A 16,228-nucleotide genomic window follows, 5' to 3' on the forward strand; every position below is an offset into this window, starting at 1 on the left:
TCTCCGTCCGCTCAGCGCAGGTTGCGCTGCAGGATGTTGGAGAACTCCTCCATGAAGCTCTCGAAGCGGATGCCGAGGCGGTCGATGTCGTGTGCAAAGCGGTTGTAGGCGACCACGGCCGGGATTGCGGCAAACAGGCCGATCGCGGTGGCGACCAGTGCTTCCGCGATGCCCGGGGCAACCTGGGCGAGGGTGGCCGAACCCACGCTGGAGAGGCCGCGGAAGGAGTTCATGATCCCCCACACGGTACCGAGAAGGCCGATGTAGGGCGATACCGAGCCCACTGAGGCGAGGAAGGCGAGATGGGCTTCAAGGTCGTCGATCTCGCGCTGATGCGTGGCGCGCATGGCGCGGCGCGCGCCGTCGAGCGTGGCGCCGTGGTCGTGGCCCTTGGCGCGCAGCTTGGTGAACTCGCGGTAGCCTGCCTCGAAGATGCGCTCCATGCCTTCAGCCTGGTTGCGGCTGGCGGATTCGTACAGGGTGTTCAGATCGCCACCGCTCCAGAACTCGCGCTCGAAGCGGTCGGTTTCGGCACGCGCCTGGCGGATCTGGAAGGACTTGCGAAAGATCCAGTACCACGACACGAGCGAAAGCGCGGCGAGCAGCGCCATCACGAGCTGGACGAGGACGCTTGCCTGCGAGATCAGGCTGATGATGGAAAGGTCGTGCGTGACGGTCATGCTTGGCTTCGGATCGAGGAGAGCAGGTTGGGCGGGATCGCCGTGGGTTTGTTTAGCTTCATGTCGACGCAGGCAAGCTGGGCCTGCGCGGTAAACAGCAGCTGCCCGCTACGCAGGATCGACTGCTTGAAGACGATGCTTGCGCGGCGCAGGCTTTCGATGCGGGTCTGCACTTCGAGTTCGTCGTCGAGACGGGCAGGGGACAGAAAATCCGCCTGCACCGAGCGCACGACGAAGCCGATGCCGGCCTCCGACAGCAGTGCCTGCTGGCTGACGCCGAGTGCGCGAAGCCACTCCGTGCGGGCTCTTTCGCAGAACTTGAGATAGTTCGCGTAGTACACGACGCCCCCCGCATCGGTGTCTTCGTAATAGACTCGCAAGAAATGGCTGCGAGCACCGGCGTCTTGCGGCGCAGAAGTCGCGCTCGCCCCGCGGGAGACCGTGCTATGTGGTTGCATCGCAGCATTCTAGCCGAGCCTCTCTCGTGGGTGCACGCGTGTTGCAATTGTTGATGATTGTTTTGACAATTTCTCCTTAGTCTCTGTCTTGAAAGAAATTTTCTGAAAATGTTGTTCGCCGTTTCAGGGTTGTCCGGCGGTGTCCGCCGGGGGCGCTGAGACGGGACCGATTGGTTGGGATACGACTGTGGCACTTCCCTTTTTTGGCAGGAAGAACACCCCCCGTGAGCTTGCTCCGGAGCAGGTGCACGCCAACGTTCAGGAGCCTGCGCCGCCTCCGACAGAGCTCTCGGAGCTGAATTTCGATTCGGCGCATGGCGATGAGCAGGTCGAGGTCCAGGAGTGCGGGGGCGGTATCGGCGCCGTGTTCGAGGATGCCGCGGTGCTCTACGCCAATGGCAACGAAGGGGAGGCGCTTGCCCTGCTCGAGCCGGCCGTGACCGGCGAGGGCGCCGACGTGGGCGAGGGGGCCTGGTTGATGCTCCTGGATCTGCTTCGCCTGCGCGGCATGGCGGAGCGGTTCGAATCGCGGGTCATCGATTACGCAACGCGCTTCGAGCGCTCACCGCCGCCCTGGGAGGACCTTTCCGGCATGGGCGCCCGGCCACGGGCTGGCGGCTTTCCGCTGATCAACCTCAGTGGCCAGCTTTCGGCCGCGGCCGAACGTCAGTTTCAGCAGATCACCCAGATCGGGCGGCGTAGCGGCGGGATCCGTATCGACGTCAGCAAGGTCAAGGGCGTGGATGACGGAGGCTGCGGGGTGTGGCGGCGCACGCTCGCGGAGCTCGCCGCCGAGCGCATCGAGTTCAGCTTGCTCAACGTGGATTCGCTCGCGGCGCTGCTCGAGAAGCGGCTGAGCGTTGGGCGGGCTGAGGAGCGTGACACTTGGTTGATGCTGCTCGAGCTGCTGCAGTATGCCGGCGATCAGGCGCGCTTCGAAAACCTCGCGGTGGATTTTGCGGTTACCTTCGAAGAGTCGCCTCCGTCGTGGGAGCAGCGCGCCGCTAAGACGGACGCCGGCGCGGCCCCGACCCCGGCGCGGCCGGAGCCGGTCAGCACGGCGTCCGACGCCTTCGTCTTCGAGGGCGAACTCAGCGGCTCGGGTAACGACAGCCTCAAGCAACTGGCGGTCTTTGCCGCCGAGCGCCGGGAGCTCACGGTGGACTGTCGGCGCCTGCGCCGGATCGACTTCGTCTGCGCCGGAACCTTGTTCAACATTCTCGTCACCCTGCAGGCTCAGGGTAAACTCGTGCGTCTCGTCAATGTGAACGCCATGGTGGCGGGCTTGCTGCGCGTGATGAGCGTGGATCAGGTGGCGAAGGTCACCCTGCGCCATTGAGCAAGCTGTACGAGCCATCCCTGCATCCGCAAACCCTGAGCGCCGGCACCGGGCCGGCGAGGAATCATCATGGAACAATATCGCGGCACCACCATCCTGTCGGTGCGGCGCGGCAATCGCGTCGCTCTTGGCGGGGACGGCCAGGTCACCCTGGGCAACATCGTCATCAAGGCCTCGGCGCGCAAGGTACGCACGCTCTACAACGGTCAGATCCTTGCCGGTTTCGCGGGTGGCACTGCGGATGCCTTCACCTTGTTCGAGCGGTTCGAGGCCAAGCTCGACAAGCACCAGGGCAACCTGCTGCGCAGCGCAGTCGAGCTCGCCAAGGACTGGCGCACCGACCGCATGCTGCGCCGGCTCGAGGCCATGCTGGCGGTGGCCGACCGTGAGCATTCACTCGTGATCACCGGCAATGGCGACGTGCTCGAACCGGAGCAGGGCATCGTTGCCATCGGTAGCGGTGGCGCCTACGCCCAGGCTGCAGCGCGTGCGCTGATCGAGAACACCGAACTCGATCCCAAGGAAGTCGTGTCCAAGGCGCTCGGCATTGCCGGCGACCTGTGCATCTACACCAATCACCATCACACCATCGAAGTGCTGGATTGAGGCTGAACGCATGACCCAGATGACCCCGCCGGAGATCGTCTCCGAACTCGACAAGCACATCGTCGGCCAGGACAAGGCGAAGAAGGCCGTTGCGATCGCGTTGCGCAACCGCTGGCGGCGTGCCCAGGTGGACGAGCCGCTGCGCAGCGAGATCACCCCCAAGAACATCCTCATGATCGGCCCCACCGGCGTCGGCAAGACCGAGATTGCGCGCCGCCTGGCGCGGCTGGCCAATGCGCCGTTCATCAAGATCGAAGCGACCAAGTTCACCGAGGTTGGCTATGTCGGCCGGGACGTGGACACCATCATCCGCGACCTGATGGAGATTGCGATCAAGGACGGCCGCGAGCGCGCGATGAAGTCGGTGCGCGACCGCGCGCTGGACGCAGCCGAGGATCGCGTGCTCGATGCGCTGCTGCCACCCGCGCGTGCCGTGGGCTTCAACACGGAAGCCGAGCCCACACAGGATTCGGCCACACGCCAGAAATTCCGCAAGAAGCTGCGCGAGGGCGAGCTCGACGACAAAGAGATCGAGATCGAGGTCGCAGCCCCCTCCATGCAGGCGGAGATTTTTGCGCCGCCGGGCATGGAGGAGCTCACCCAGCAGATCCAGGGCATGTTTCAGAACATGGGGGGCGGCAAGAAGAAGCAGCGCAAGTTGCAGATCCGGGAGGCGATGAAGTTGCTCGCCGACGAAGAGGCTGCGCGCCTGATCAACGACGAGGAGGTCAAGCTCGAGGCCGTGCGTTCGGTCGAGCAGAACGGCATCGTGTTCCTCGACGAGGTGGACAAGATCGCCGCACGCACCGACGCGCATGGTGCCGACGTGTCGCGCCAAGGCGTGCAGCGCGATCTGCTGCCGCTGGTCGAAGGAACGACGATTTCGACCAAGTACGGCATGATCAAGACCGATCACATCCTGTTCATCGCCAGCGGTGCATTTCACCTGTCGAAGCCCTCGGACCTGATCCCCGAACTGCAGGGCCGCTTTCCGATCCGCGTCGAGCTCGAATCGCTGTCGGTCGAAGATTTCGCCCGCATCCTCACCAGCACAGACGCCTGCCTCACGCGTCAGTACGAGGCCCTGCTCGCAACCGACGGTGTCCAGCTCGAGTTCACCGCGGAGGGTATCCGCCGCCTGGCCGAGATCGCCTTCCAGGTGAACGAGAAGACCGAGAACATCGGTGCCCGCCGGTTGTACACGGTGATGGAGAAACTGCTCGAGGAGGTTTCCTTTCAGGCGGGTCGTAGTAGCGCAACCCAGACGGTGGTGGTCGACGCGGCCTACGTCGACGCACGCCTCGACATGCTGGCGCAGCGCGAGGACTTGGCGCGCTACGTGCTTTAAGCGGCTTCGGCGCCTGTTCGCGGGCAAGCGCCCTCCCACGGGCAGATGCACCTGCCTGGTTTTGCTGTGGGAGGGACTTGCCCGCGATTGCCTTTCGATGGCTGCCTTCGTGGCAGCGACCGCAAATCCCGGACCCGAGCCGCCAAATGCTGATCCGCATCGTCGAAATCCTCTTCCCGCTGTTTTCCATCACCGCCCTGGGATTCTTCGTCGGCCGGCGCACGAAGCCGGACCTGTCGCATGCCAACAAGCTGAACATGGACGTATTCGTGCCGGCGCTGGTGTTCGCGGCGCTGGCCAACAAGGCCTTCGACGTCGCCGCCTTCCTGCCCCTGATCGGGGCGGGGACGGTCGTCGTGGTGGGCTCGGGGCTGGCGGCCTGGGGGCTGGCGAAGGCAACCGGTATCGAACCCAAGACCCTGGTGCCGCCGTTGATGTTCAACAATTGCGGTAATCTGGGTCTGCCGCTGGCGGTGCTCGCCTTCGGCGAGCTCGCGTTGGCGCCCATGGTGGTGCTGTTCATGGTGTCGAACCTGATCCACTTCTCGTTCGGCGCCTGGCTGCTGGACCATCGCGTGCGGCTGCTCACGGTGTGGCGGGTGCCCTCGGTGCTGGCCACGTTCGCGGGGCTGATGGTGAGCCTGACCCACTTCGAAGTCTGGCCGCCGCTGCTCATCGCGATCCGCATGCTGGGCGAGATCTCCATCCCGCTCATGCTGTTCGGCCTCGGGGTGCGCCTGGCGGATTCGCGCATCGGCGCGATCGGAATCGGTGTGTTCGGCGCCGTGGCGCGACCGCTGGTGGGCATGGCGCTGGCGTGGGCGGTGATGCAGGTGATCGAACTGCCGCCGCGCGAACAGGCGCTGATGCTCGTGTTCGGTGCGCTGCCGCCCGCGGTGCTCAACTACATGTTTGCAGAGCGCTACCAGCAGGAGCCAGGGAAGGTGGCCTCCATGGTGTTGATCGGCAACGTCGCGGCGGTGGTGTTCCTGCCGCTCGCGCTTGCGCTCGTGCTGGACTGATCAAGCGCTCCGCGCACCGGACGGAGCAGGGCGGGCGCCTCAGGCATTTCGGTCAGATCGCTCCGGATCAAGGCGCATCAGCTTGCCGAGCAGATCCACAGGCACCGGAAACACCAGCGTCGAGCTCTTGTCGCCCGCCACCTGAGTGAGCGTCTGCAGGTAGCGCAGCTGCATGGCGGCAGGGTCGCGTGACAGCATCTGCGCGGCTTCGAGCAGCGCCTCGGCGGCCTGCTTCTCGCCTTCGGCGTGGATTACCTTGGCGCGCCGCTCGCGTTCGGCCTCGGCCTGCCGGGCGATCGCGCGCACCATGGTTTCGTTGAGGTCTACGTGCTTGATCTCCACGTTGGCGACCTTGATGCCCCAGGCATCGGTCTGTGCGTCGAGGATCTGTTGCACGTCGGTGTTGAGCTTTTCGCGCTCGGAGAGCATCTCGTCCAGTTCGTGCTTGCCGAGCACCGCGCGCAGCGTGGTCTGGGCAAGCTGGCTGGTAGCGTTGAAGTAGTCCTCGACCTGGATGATGGCCTTCTGCGGGTCGACGACGCGGAAATACACCACTGCATTTACCTTGACCGAGACGTTGTCCCTGGAGATGACGTCCTGCGAGGGCACGTCCATGGTGACTACGCGCAGGTCGACCTTCACCATCTGCTGCAGGCCGGGGATCACGATCACCAGGCCGGGCCCCTTGACCCGCCAGAAGCGTCCGAGCATGAAGATGACGCCGCGCTCGTACTCGCGCAGTACGCGCAGTGCGGCGAAGAGGAGGAAGACGAGGAGGAGGATGAGCGGGGCGAACCCGAACTGGAGATCGATCAACATGAGGCGCTCCTGTCGTGTGGCCGTGCGGCCGTGGGCGAAACTTCAAGGGTGAGGCCGTCCAGACGGTCGACGCGTACCTGCTGTCCGGGCCTCAGGCTACTGGCACTGCGCGCGCGCCAGGTCTCGCCGTGCACATGGATCCACCAGCCTCCGCCCTCGGCGGTCGCAGTGACGGTGCCGAGGGTGCCGAGCATCTCCTCGCGGCCGCTCACCACCGGGCGGCGGTGGCTGCGCGCGGCGAAGGTGCCGATGGCGATGATGATCGCCGCGCTCGCCAGCGCCATGCCGACGATGAGTGCGACGGGTACGCCGAAGCCAGGGACGTCCGCATCCATCAGGAACAGGCCACCGACCACGAAGGCGATGATGCCGCCCACGCCCAGCACACCGAAGCTGGGTAGGAAGGCCTCGGCCAGCATCAGTGCCGCGCCCACTGCCAGCAAGAGCACGCCGGCCCAGTTCACCGGCAGCAGCTGGAAGGCATAGAGCGCGATCAGCAGCGAGATCGCGCCCGCCACGCCGGGTACACCGAAGCCGGGCGAGGTGAACTCGAAGAACAGTCCGTACATGCCGATCATCATCAGGATCAGCGCCACTTGCGGGTTGGCGAGCGCGGCGAGCACGCGACTACGCCAGTCCGGCTCCATCCGTTGGATCCCGATGCCTGCGGTGGCCAGCGTGCGCGTACCGTCGAGTACGGGAACCTCGAGGCCATCGAGCCTGTTGAGCAGATCCCGGCTGTCGAACGCGATGAACTCGATCACCCCCCGGGACAGGGCTTCCTCGGCCGAAAGACTGGCGGCTTCGCGCACTGCGCGTTCGGCGAAGTCCACGTCCCGGCCTCGTAGCTGCGCCAGACTGCGGATGTAGGCCGTGGCGTCGGACATGGATTTGGCCGCCATCGCGTCGGTGGGCGCAGCAGCGCGATGGCCGGGTGCCGTGGGGGAGGCGGCGGCAGAGCGCCCGGTGGCGGATGCATCCGCGCCTGTTCCGTCGTCTGGATGATCGGAGGCACGGTCCTGCTCCCGGGGCGCATCGCCGGCGCCCTGGGCCTTCTCGCTTGCGTCCTGCGCGGGCTGCGGCGCGTCATCCAGTGGTGCCCTCCGCCCGGGCTGCGCGCCGCCAATGCCGATCGCCACCGGCGTGGCCGCGCCAAGATTGGTGGCGGGCGCCATCGCCGCGATATGGCTGGCGTAGAGGATGTAGGTGCCCGCGCTCGCCGCCCGCGCACCCTCTGGCGCGACGAAGGTGGCCACCGGCACCGGTGAGGCGAGGATGTCCTTGATGATCGCGCGCATCGAGCCATCCAGGCCGCCAGGCGTATCCAGCTCGATGACCACCACTTGCGCGCCGCTCGCTGCTGCGCGCGCAAGGCCCTTGTGAAGGTAGTCCGCGCTTGCCGGGCCGATCGCGCCGTCCATGCGAAGTACCAGCGCGCCTCCCGCGCTGGGTGTCGCCGATGTACCGGCCAGGGTCATCAGCAAGGCAGCGAGGATCAGCGCCAAGCTGAAAAGTCTTCGCATCAGTACGAATGCGCTTGCGCTCATCCCATCGCCTCCGTCGTCCGCCACGAGCGGTCGTGATGCCACCCGTGTCTTTCGGAGTGTAGTTCGACTGCACAAGTTCGCTGCAGCGATGGGGGAGGAAGAAACCTCAATATCCGCTGAATCGGTCCATCCGGCGCCGGTCGCGCTTTGTCGGGCGCCCATGCAGGTCTGCCCCTGGTGCAGCGGCGAGCTTGTTCAGCTCGTGGGCGCGTTCGCGCGCTTCGATGCTCTCGGCGGCCTCCTCGTAAAGCATCTGCGCCACGGTGGCCGAGCCACGTTTGTCGGCGATTGCGCGCACGAACACCGTGCGGGTCTCCTCGCCGAGGGTGATGTCGAGCCGGTCGCCCGTCTTCACGTCGCGCGCGGGTTTCACTGCAGCGCCATTGAGCTTGACCTTGCCACCCTCGACGGCCTCGGTGGCTCCGGTGCGGTGTTTGAAGAAGCGCGCGGCCCACAGCCATTTGTCGAGGCGGGTGCGGGCTGGGTTTGCGACGGCGTGCTTGCGGTGTTCGGTCATCTGCAGGGCATTGGTGAACGGAAAAGGGCACGGTCGACAGTATCGACAGAGCCCTCCCGAATGCAACGGCGCCATGGGACCGGGGTCCCGTCCAGTCCTTCCGCCAGCTTGCGCGGGGCGGGAGGGTCGGAGCCCTCTCAGAACAGGCCGGAGATCGAGGTAATGAGACCCTTCTTCAGTTCGGGGAGCGCTTCTTCGAAGGCAAGGTTGACCTTGTTGGCGGTCGAGCCGATGCGGGTCTGGTAGGTCTTGTAGCTCGACTCTTCCGCGTAGCTGACCTCGGACGCGCCGCTGTTACCCTGGCGCAGCTTGTGCCTGGAGCTGACCTTGGCCTTGCCGGTGCCGGCCATCCGCTCCTTGATCTGGAGGTCGGTGACCATCGAGAAGTAGACGTCCTTGACCGCGGCGCCGGCAATGCCTTCGGCGAGCGCACCCACCAGGCCGGCTGCCGCGATGCCGCGGCCGCTGGCGCCGCCGACGTAGGCCGCACCCGACGCGAGCATCAGCCCGCCAACTGCGGAAACGCCGTAGCCCTGGTTGATCGCGGCCTCCATCGCCGTCGGGGCAGACTTGCCGACCTGAAGGATGTTGGCCTGCAGGATGTAGTGCGCCGCCTCCGGATCCTGCATGACACGGTAGCCCTTGGCCTCGATGGCGGAGAGGATTTCCGCGTGGACGGACAGATCGGGTTTGTCCGAAGTGTTGCGGATCTGCACGAAGATGGTTTTCTTGTCCGGACCGACCGGATCAAGGAAAACCGTGTCCGACTTATGTGGAGTTACCGAAGAATCATAATTTAGCCGAAGCTATGCCGCCTCTGAACCGATAGGCGACATTTTATTGCTTGACGGTTGTAGTTATGTGGAGTCCTATATTTAATATTATGAGTGCATTCAACAACCTCTCGGGCCAGCAAAAGGCCGGCCAGAATCTCGCCACATTCCTCTCGTGGGTCGCCAGTAAAACCGACGCCGACTACCGAGGGATGGTCAGGCGTGGTCAGCTCTCTCGACAGGAGATCGCGCGGGAGTGCTGCTTTGCAAAAAGCGTCTTGTTGCAAAACCCTCGCGTGAATGAAGCGCTGCGTGCCCTCGAAGCACAACTTCGCGAACGGAGTATCCTGCCGCCCGTCGCGGATGCTGCGCGCTCGCCGCCATCGGCCGACGCACCCAACTCGCATGTTGCGGCGGACAAGGCCCGCCTGAAGCGTCTCGAAGCGGAGAACGCTGGCCTGCGCGCCGAGGTGACGGAGCTTCGTAGCCAACTGGAACGCTACCGCCTCATGGACAACGTGCTGTCCAGCACCGGGAGACTGCCCCGGTGAGCGTGCCGAGTTTCACCGTTCGTGTCTGCGTCGTGCGTAGCCAGAACCCTCAAGGCCGAGGCGGTGCGATCTTTACCGCCATCCAGATCGACGAATACGGTGCGCGCCTGGATGCCAAGACGCATCTAGTCGTGAAGGCCCCACACTGGTTGCTACATGCGCCGATTGAAGTCGGTCAATTCTGGCGCGTGAGTGGGGAGACCACGCCCAATACCATTATCGTGAATGGCTATCGCCTGACCGAATTGACGCTAACCGCCGAAACGATGGAGCTGCTTCGCCCCTCGGGCGAGCACATCATTACCTTGCTTGCAGAAGGTGAGGCATTCGCCGGTATCGGTATCGTCAAGGCCCGTCGCCTCTGGGATCACTTCGGCGAAGACCTCTACGCAATTCTCGATGCAGGCAACGTGAAACAGCTCGAAGAAGTCATGACCGCCGAAGCGGCGGTCAGCCTTGCCGATTCGTGGCACCGCTGGGGTGACACCTTCACTCTGCAATGGTTGCAATCCAAGGGGTTTTCCGTAACCCTGGGTCGTAAGGTCATCGCGTATTTCAGCCCGCAGCCAGCCCTCAAGATCGAGGAGGACCCCTATCGGTTAATCAGTTTCGCAGCGGATTGGGCGACCACCGATAAACTTGCTCGTGAAGCCCTCGGGATTGCTGAAGACGATCCGCGACGGCTCGCTGGGGCCGTCGAACAGTCCCTGTACGCTGCGTTTGACGCGGGACACACCTGCGTCAAACGCAGCGAGGCATCCCGACGTGTAGGCGCGTTGTTGAGTTGTAATCAGATCAACTTGGTCGACCGTGCGCTTGCTGAGGCGCACACAAGAGGTTGCTTTTTGCTCCGTGCCGACCGCCTGCATGCCGTAGGCCCCTACGTCATGGAGCGTGGCATCGCCGAGTCAATCGCGCAGCGTGCCGTACAACCGCAATCGTTGTTGGATCATGCCGCCTTCTCAGCCGTTCTCACTTGGTGTCAGGCCGACTCCGGCATGGTCCTCGAGCCGAGCCAGATCGATGCGCTGGCGGTGGCTAATGCTAACTCCATCGCCGTCATCACAGGTGGGGCAGGCACCGGCAAGACCACCGTGCTGCGTACCTTCTTCCACTTGTGTAGCGCGGCAGGTTGGCCGATCTTTGCCATGGCGCTCAGTGGCCGTGCCGCACGACGTATCGGCGAAGCCACCGGCCACCCCGCCAGTACGATTGCCGGTTTCCTGAACCGCTTCAACCTTGCCGAAGCCCCCGAGCGTGCCGTCGTCGTAATCGACGAAGCATCGATGCTCGATCTGCCGGCGGCCTATCGCCTGATCCGGCATCTGCCTGAGGGCTACCGCTTCCTGTTGGTGGGCGACCCGCACCAACTGCCGCCTGTCGGGCCGGGGCTGATGTTGCACGAACTGGCGCATCAGGCTGGCGTCCCTCGGATTGAGCTACAACAAGTCAAGCGCTACGGCGGCAGGGTTGCCGAAGCCGCTCGCGCAATCCGGCAGGGGCAATGGCCCGAACTACCCGACGATCCGCACAGCGAAATTGCATTTCTGCCCTGTGCGCTCCGGGATATCAACGACGTCGTACTTGACCTGCTGACCGACGATCCCAACGCCACGCAAATCCTCTGCGCCACCCGTACGGCGGCGGCCGGGGGCGCGAAAGCGATCAATGCCCTGTGCGCAGCGGCCCGCCATGCCAACAGCGAAGAATTGCTCCTCTGGAACCACGAGTTCGGTTCGGTACAAGGCACCGGCTTTCGCGTCGGTTCGCCGGTCATCTGCCTAGCCAATGATTGGGAGAAAAACCTGCAAAACGGCTCGCTAGGCGTGATCGTATCGGTCGAACCACCCCAACGCGACTCTGCGCCGGGGCAGTGCTTCGGCCGCATCCGCTGGGATGATGGACAAGAGCGCGACCTGACATCCGATCTACTACCGCAGCTAGAGCTCGCCTACGCCGTCACCATCCACAAGGCCCAGGGCAGCCAGTTCCCGCGCATCATCGTGCCGGTTCGCTCCTCGCGCTTGCTGGATCGCACATTGCTATACACGGCGATCACCCGCGCACAGGGACAGGCGATCCTAGTGGGCGACATGGCGGCTGCCAGGGCTGCTGTCGAAGCGCCGCCCCATGCGTCGCTGCGTCAAGTGGCTTTGGGATCGATGCTCGACGAGATCCTGGGGGCTATGCCGTGACCCATACTGTCGCCTACTACAAGGTAGTGCGTGATAACACCGGCATCCATGATGAAATCCCGGTGATCCTCACCGAATTCGGCCCGCTGCAGCCGCTGATCCACTTCATTCTCAAGCACCGGCATGTCCTGTCGGAGCGCAACATGAACAAGCTCGTGCAGGCGGTCGGTCTCCTGGTCGACTACATGCAAGCGAACCATGAGTCCTTCGACACGCCGCACGACCTGTTCGCAACCTTCGTCCAGCGGCTCTATAGCGGCACGGTAGGCGTCGACGGCGAAGACCCGAGCGACCTGTATTGGGATGCCCGCAAACCTGACCAGATACGCGTGCTGGTGAACCACCTCTCCAAATTCAGCGACTGGATGGCGCAGGAGCATGGCACCAAGCCACTGAACCCTTGGCGTCAGGCCACGCGCGCCGAGGAGCAACTAGCCTGGGCTGCGTGGCAGCATCAACGCAATCGCGCCTTCCTCTCGCACACCATGAGCACCGACATTGCCAGGCTCAAAGTGAGTCAGGCCAGAACTGCCCTGCTTAAAAAAAACCCCGTCATTGATCACGAGCCCGTCAAATTCTTCCCGGCCGATCGCATGCAGGATCTGTTGTTCCGGGGCTTCATCGTCCCGGGCAAGCAGAAGAGCCGCCGCATTGAGGAGCGGCTGAACCTGCGCGACATTCTGATCACGATGCTGATGGACTACGGCGGACTGCGTATGAGCGAGCCGTTCCACCTGTATATCCATGACGTGACGCACGACGAGACCAGTCCGGGCAGCGCCTTGGTCCGAGTGTTTCACCCGAGCTTGGGGCAGGCCCCGCCCGATCTGCTGAATGCCAATGGCAAGCCGGTCGTCTCTATTCGCGCCACGTACCTGCGCGACAAATACGGTCTTTTGCCGCGCACGGAGTACAAGGGCACGCACCGCCTGCACGCCGGCTGGAAGGGTAACGCGCTCGACAGCAAGCAGCACTTCATGCATGTGCATTGGGCACCGCTATGGGCGGGGGAACTGTTCTGGAAGTTCTGGGTGTTCTACATGGCACAGCGTTCCCGGCTTACCCCCGCTCATCCGTTCGCCTTCGTCACCCGCACAGGCGCACCCTACAGCATCGACGCCTTTGAGGATGCGCACGCCAATGCATTGCGGCGCATCGGCCTGGTATCGGCCAAGGCGCTGGGCACCACGCCGCATGGCCACCGCCATGCATACGGTCAGCGCCTATCCGACCTTCGCCTTGATGCTATATACCTGAAAAAAGCGCTTCATCATAAATCATTGGAATCTCAGGCCGTCTACACGGAACCGGATCGAATGAAGTTGAAACGTGCAATCGATGCCGCTCTGGCTTTCGCGAACGAGGCTCAGGAAGGGGCGGCACTGTCACCACCTGACTTCCTAGAATACGGTCTCAAAGAGGTCGATCCGTTGAGTATGTTCTCGGGCCAGAACTTCAGACTATCGAGAAGAAAATGATCAAAAAAAAACGAAGGCAGGTCATCAGAAAGTTCGATCCGGACTACCGCTTCCTACTCGACCTCGATCCAGCCCTGGAGGGCTGGCGTGCGTGGGCAGCCGAGTATAACCGCACTTTGCCCCCATTCAATGCGAACAATCAAACCGCACTGAGCGCATTCCTTGTCGTCTACCTGCACGGTCAAGGGCTGCATATGATACCGCCTGAAGAGTTCTGCGCGAGGGGGCGGAGGTTGCCTGAGCTCGATAAAGCACTGGGCTTGGATTTAATGGCCGGGGAAAGCAACATCAAGAAAAAACATGACACCGTCAGCGATTTTCTCGAGTGGGTGCTAAACGAAAAGCTCTCAGTGCTTGACGCCGGCGGTAATCGTATCGTTCCGTCACATCTCGCTAATCCTTTCCCCCGACGGATGATCAAGCGATATGGCAAGGAATCCGATCTGAGCTTCGACCACGTGCTCAAGCTTGACCCCCAGTTGGAAGACTGGCGCAACTTGGCCGCTGAGTGGCTCAAGGATCAGAGACGCGCTGTCCCCGCCCGCCGCGATGCGATCGCCAAATTCCTCACGATTTACATTCACGGTCAGAACCTGGAGCGCAATTTTGGGCGTTTCCTCATGCGTGAAACGCAAAAGCCAAAGTTTGACGAAGTACTGGTTGAGGCCAAACAAACCGGCGAAATGACACTTTCTGCCAATGGCATAATGCGTAACAATTATGCAAAAGAGTTTATCGACTGGGTTCTAACGACTAAACTGAGCGACCCCGACACAGGAGACTGGGACCGATCCCGCTTCCACAATCCGATCTCTCGCCTTACTTATTCCGGTCAGCCAGCAAGGGCCGAGTCGGACAAGAAGTCGCTCTCAATTCGCTACATCCGCGAACTGCGTTCCATGCTAGCCGAGGGACCGAACTTCCGCGATTGGAAATGGGCGCAGGACGCAATGACGGGTGGGAAAAGCGGCGGAGACTGGTTTGTGGTCGACCCTAAGACCATCGACCCCACAGACCCCGATTGCATGTTTCGACGACGAGCAGCGGGAAAACACCAAAGGAAGTCTAGAGGCTACTCAGCCGAGGTCTGGGAAATCTGGTCGCCCGTGCGCGCCGTCGCACTGTACCTCAAGTTGGAATTGCCCTTGCGCACCTTTCAGGTTCGAATGCTGGATTCGGGGGAAGCCGACACATGGCGCTATGTGCATGCGCAGAATGGAGGTGGTTTTGTGCTGAATCTCAGCCCGCTTGCCACCGGCAGCGAGAAGCGTCCTTTGCAGCGCGGCGTCTTCCATCAAAGCACGAACGAGCGCGAGGCAGGCCTCTACATAAACACCAACAAGACTGCCGACGTCAATAAATCTGAGAATCAAAGGGGCTACGTCATTCCCTGGGCCCCGGACGAAGTTTTGTACTGGCTGGATAAGCTACGCAATTGGCAGGAACGTTACAACCCAGTTTCTGAGCCAACTCCATGGACCAGTTTAGAGCGGAAACACTTTGGAGGGACACGGCCCCACCCCGAGGTGCTTGCGCAGCGTGGTTCAGCGTGCTTTCTTTTTCGTGATCCGATTGATGGCAAGGGCGACAAACCACTGACTGACGTCGCATTGAACCGTCTCTGGTATCACTTGCTCGCAAGGCTGGAGCAGCGCTGCGAGAAGAGTATCAGCCCCGAGGACAAACTACACGACGGCACACCATTGCGCTTCGTCAATCCTGACTCACACGCGCAAACATGGTTTTCTCTACACTCTCTGCGTGTGTCGCTCATCTCCTACTTCATCCTCGATAAAAAACTACCGATTGCTTTGGTATCCAAGATGATTGCCGGTCACGCGTCCATCATCATGACGCTCCACTACACCAAGGTCGGTAAAGCATACCTGCGCGAAGTGCTGAGGGAAGCGGAAAAAAATGAGCTGGAAGCCGAGCAGGCCAATCATCGCCGCTTTTTTCAGGAGGCGAGCTTCGAGCAGGTAAGCCAACGCTTCGCCTTCGTGTCGGAGGACGCGGTACGGGCTGTGATCGGCACCCGATCGGTCGCAGCCCTCGCCTTCGATGACAAAGGTATTTGCCCCAATGGGGCGACGCTCTGTGATGTGGGTGGTGAAAGTCTCGCCGACTCTCGGAATGAGCAGCAATACGCTCCCGTCCCAGGTTTCCCGCAGGAGCGTAACTGTGTCTGCTGCCGCTTCCTCCTGACCGGGCCGGCCTTCCTGCCCGGCCTGATCGCGCACTTCAACACTGTAAGCGAAAAGGTCCACCGCCAAAGCGGACGCTACAACGCACTGGATCAGAAACTGCGGAGTCTGGAGGATGGCCAGCGGAAAGCGGAGCGTGAAGACCAACCCTTCCTCCGAGTGCGCGAGCTGGAGCAACTCTCCAAGTACGCAGAGGGCGAGGCGCTGATCCTGAACAAGTTCATTAATGACTTGCAGTCTACGAACCACCTGATTCAGCGCTCCATCCAGATTGCCGGCGATAAGACCAATGGCGGTGTGAAGCTCGTTGCAAAGGGAAGCATGGCCGACCTAAAGGTCAGTTTCATCGAGTCACAGTCGGTGCTGCACCTGTTTGAAGTTGTCTGCGAAAACGCGGTGATCTACCCCGACATCGATGCCGGCTTCGCCACCGTCCGGCGTGCGCAGATGCTCGATGCCATGCTGCGCTACAACGACATGGAGCCGGTGCTGATGAACCTGACGCAAGAGCAGCAACTACTCGTCGGCAATGCGGTAATGCAACTGATTCAGGCGCGCACGGGCTCGATCGAGGGGGCGTTACCCTATGCCGAATGCCGCGCCAAGCTCAAAACCATCGGACTTCTTAAAGATGAGCCTGAATCCGTGTTCGCTTAGCCGGAAATCCAGCCTAACGCATTGATGTAATTGT

Annotated in this window: 13 protein-coding genes and 1 pseudogene; 8 read left to right on the forward strand and 6 right to left on the reverse strand. The window is 62.5% G+C overall.

Annotated features, from left to right (window positions below):
* Positions 1–11 precede the first annotated feature (11 nt).
* Both tolQ and ybgC read right to left on the reverse strand, forming a co-directional pair.
* A complete protein-coding gene (gene tolQ / locus ACUH78_RS15465; protein WP_418365360.1) occupies positions 12–680 on the reverse strand; it encodes a protein TolQ in 669 nt (222 codons plus the stop codon).
* Positions 677–1,138: a tol-pal system-associated acyl-CoA thioesterase gene (gene ybgC, locus ACUH78_RS15470; protein WP_435751136.1), complete on the reverse strand. Its 462-nt coding sequence runs from the start codon at positions 1,136–1,138 to the stop codon at positions 677–679. Before ybgC ends, tolQ begins: the two co-directional genes overlap by 4 nt.
* A 187-nt stretch (positions 1,139–1,325) precedes the next feature.
* Here ybgC and ACUH78_RS15475 point away from each other — a divergent pair, with 187 nt between their 5' ends.
* The 4 genes from ACUH78_RS15475 (at position 1,326) to ACUH78_RS15490 (ending at position 5,453) form a co-directional block, all read left to right on the forward strand.
* Positions 1,326–2,477: an STAS domain-containing protein gene (locus tag ACUH78_RS15475; RefSeq protein ID WP_418365362.1), complete on the forward strand. Its 1,152-nt coding sequence runs from the start codon at positions 1,326–1,328 to the stop codon at positions 2,475–2,477.
* A gap of 69 nt (positions 2,478–2,546) precedes the next feature.
* The gene (gene hslV / locus ACUH78_RS15480; RefSeq protein WP_418365363.1) at positions 2,547–3,083 is read left to right on the forward strand and encodes an ATP-dependent protease subunit HslV; all 537 of its coding nucleotides are present in this window, start codon (positions 2,547–2,549) and stop codon (positions 3,081–3,083) included.
* Between the two features lie 10 nt (positions 3,084–3,093).
* On the forward strand, positions 3,094–4,431 hold the full coding sequence (gene hslU / locus ACUH78_RS15485) for an ATP-dependent protease ATPase subunit HslU (RefSeq protein ID WP_435751135.1): 1,338 nt from the start codon (positions 3,094–3,096) through the stop codon (positions 4,429–4,431).
* 146 nt (positions 4,432–4,577) lie between these two features.
* The gene (locus tag ACUH78_RS15490) at positions 4,578–5,453 is read left to right on the forward strand and encodes an AEC family transporter (protein WP_445333915.1); all 876 of its coding nucleotides are present in this window, start codon (positions 4,578–4,580) and stop codon (positions 5,451–5,453) included.
* 39 nt (positions 5,454–5,492) lie between these two features.
* On the opposite strand, the gene ACUH78_RS15495 is transcribed toward ACUH78_RS15490, so the two are convergent.
* The 4 genes and pseudogenes from ACUH78_RS15495 to ACUH78_RS15510 all read right to left on the reverse strand — a co-directional run.
* The gene (locus tag ACUH78_RS15495; protein WP_418365366.1) at positions 5,493–6,272 is read right to left on the reverse strand and encodes a slipin family protein; all 780 of its coding nucleotides are present in this window, start codon (positions 6,270–6,272) and stop codon (positions 5,493–5,495) included.
* Positions 6,266–7,819: an NfeD family protein gene (locus tag ACUH78_RS15500; protein WP_445333914.1), complete on the reverse strand. Its 1,554-nt coding sequence runs from the start codon at positions 7,817–7,819 to the stop codon at positions 6,266–6,268. The genes ACUH78_RS15495 and ACUH78_RS15500 overlap by 7 nt, the downstream gene beginning before the upstream one ends.
* Positions 7,820–7,925: 106 nt before the next feature.
* Positions 7,926–8,336, reverse strand: coding sequence for an Hsp15 family ribosome-associated heat shock protein (gene hslR, locus ACUH78_RS15505; protein WP_445333913.1), 411 nt, complete (start codon positions 8,334–8,336; stop codon positions 7,926–7,928).
* 137 nt (positions 8,337–8,473) lie between these two features.
* Positions 8,474–9,100 (reverse strand): annotated as a pseudogene (locus tag ACUH78_RS15510) (complement resistance protein TraT); the annotation flags it as partial.
* 119 nt (positions 9,101–9,219) lie between these two features.
* Here ACUH78_RS15510 and ACUH78_RS15515 point away from each other — a divergent pair.
* The 4 genes from ACUH78_RS15515 to gmtZ are packed head-to-tail and all read left to right on the forward strand — an operon-like array spanning position 9,220 to position 16,194.
* Positions 9,220–9,660, forward strand: a complete 441-nt coding sequence (locus ACUH78_RS15515) for a VPA1267 family protein (RefSeq protein WP_418365369.1) — start codon at positions 9,220–9,222, stop codon at positions 9,658–9,660.
* Positions 9,657–11,855, forward strand: coding sequence for an AAA family ATPase (locus tag ACUH78_RS15520; RefSeq protein WP_445333912.1), 2,199 nt, complete (start codon positions 9,657–9,659; stop codon positions 11,853–11,855). The genes ACUH78_RS15515 and ACUH78_RS15520 overlap by 4 nt, the downstream gene beginning before the upstream one ends.
* A complete protein-coding gene (gmtY, locus tag ACUH78_RS15525) occupies positions 11,852–13,333 on the forward strand; it encodes a gamma-mobile-trio recombinase GmtY (protein WP_418365371.1) in 1,482 nt (493 codons plus the stop codon). The genes ACUH78_RS15520 and gmtY overlap by 4 nt, the downstream gene beginning before the upstream one ends.
* Positions 13,330–16,194, forward strand: coding sequence for a gamma-mobile-trio integrase GmtZ (gmtZ, locus tag ACUH78_RS15530; protein ID WP_445333911.1), 2,865 nt, complete (start codon positions 13,330–13,332; stop codon positions 16,192–16,194). The genes gmtY and gmtZ overlap by 4 nt, the downstream gene beginning before the upstream one ends.
* Positions 16,195–16,228 lie beyond the last annotated feature (34 nt).

The sequence above is a fragment of the Thauera sp. ZXT1-4 genome, assembly GCF_052598215.2.

What these genes read in the sequence shown, in the direction of transcription:
- tolQ (WP_418365360.1), bottom strand. Translation starts at nt 680, where the DNA reads ATGACCGTCACGCACGACCTTTCCATCATCAGCCTGATCTCGCAGGCA.
- ybgC (WP_435751136.1), bottom strand. Translation starts at nt 1,138, where the DNA reads ATGCAACCACATAGCACGGTCTCCCGCGGGGCGAGCGCGACTTCTGCG.
- hslV (WP_418365363.1), top strand. Translation starts at nt 2,547, where the DNA reads ATGGAACAATATCGCGGCACCACCATCCTGTCGGTGCGGCGCGGCAAT.
- hslU (WP_435751135.1), top strand. Translation starts at nt 3,094, where the DNA reads ATGACCCAGATGACCCCGCCGGAGATCGTCTCCGAACTCGACAAGCAC.
- ACUH78_RS15490 (WP_445333915.1), top strand. Translation starts at nt 4,578, where the DNA reads ATGCTGATCCGCATCGTCGAAATCCTCTTCCCGCTGTTTTCCATCACC.
- ACUH78_RS15495 (WP_418365366.1), bottom strand. Translation starts at nt 6,272, where the DNA reads ATGTTGATCGATCTCCAGTTCGGGTTCGCCCCGCTCATCCTCCTCCTC.
- ACUH78_RS15500 (WP_445333914.1), bottom strand. Translation starts at nt 7,819, where the DNA reads ATGAGCGCAAGCGCATTCGTACTGATGCGAAGACTTTTCAGCTTGGCG.
- hslR (WP_445333913.1), bottom strand. Translation starts at nt 8,336, where the DNA reads ATGACCGAACACCGCAAGCACGCCGTCGCAAACCCAGCCCGCACCCGC.
- ACUH78_RS15515 (WP_418365369.1), top strand. Translation starts at nt 9,220, where the DNA reads ATGAGTGCATTCAACAACCTCTCGGGCCAGCAAAAGGCCGGCCAGAAT.
- gmtZ (WP_445333911.1), top strand. Translation starts at nt 13,330, where the DNA reads ATGATCAAAAAAAAACGAAGGCAGGTCATCAGAAAGTTCGATCCGGAC.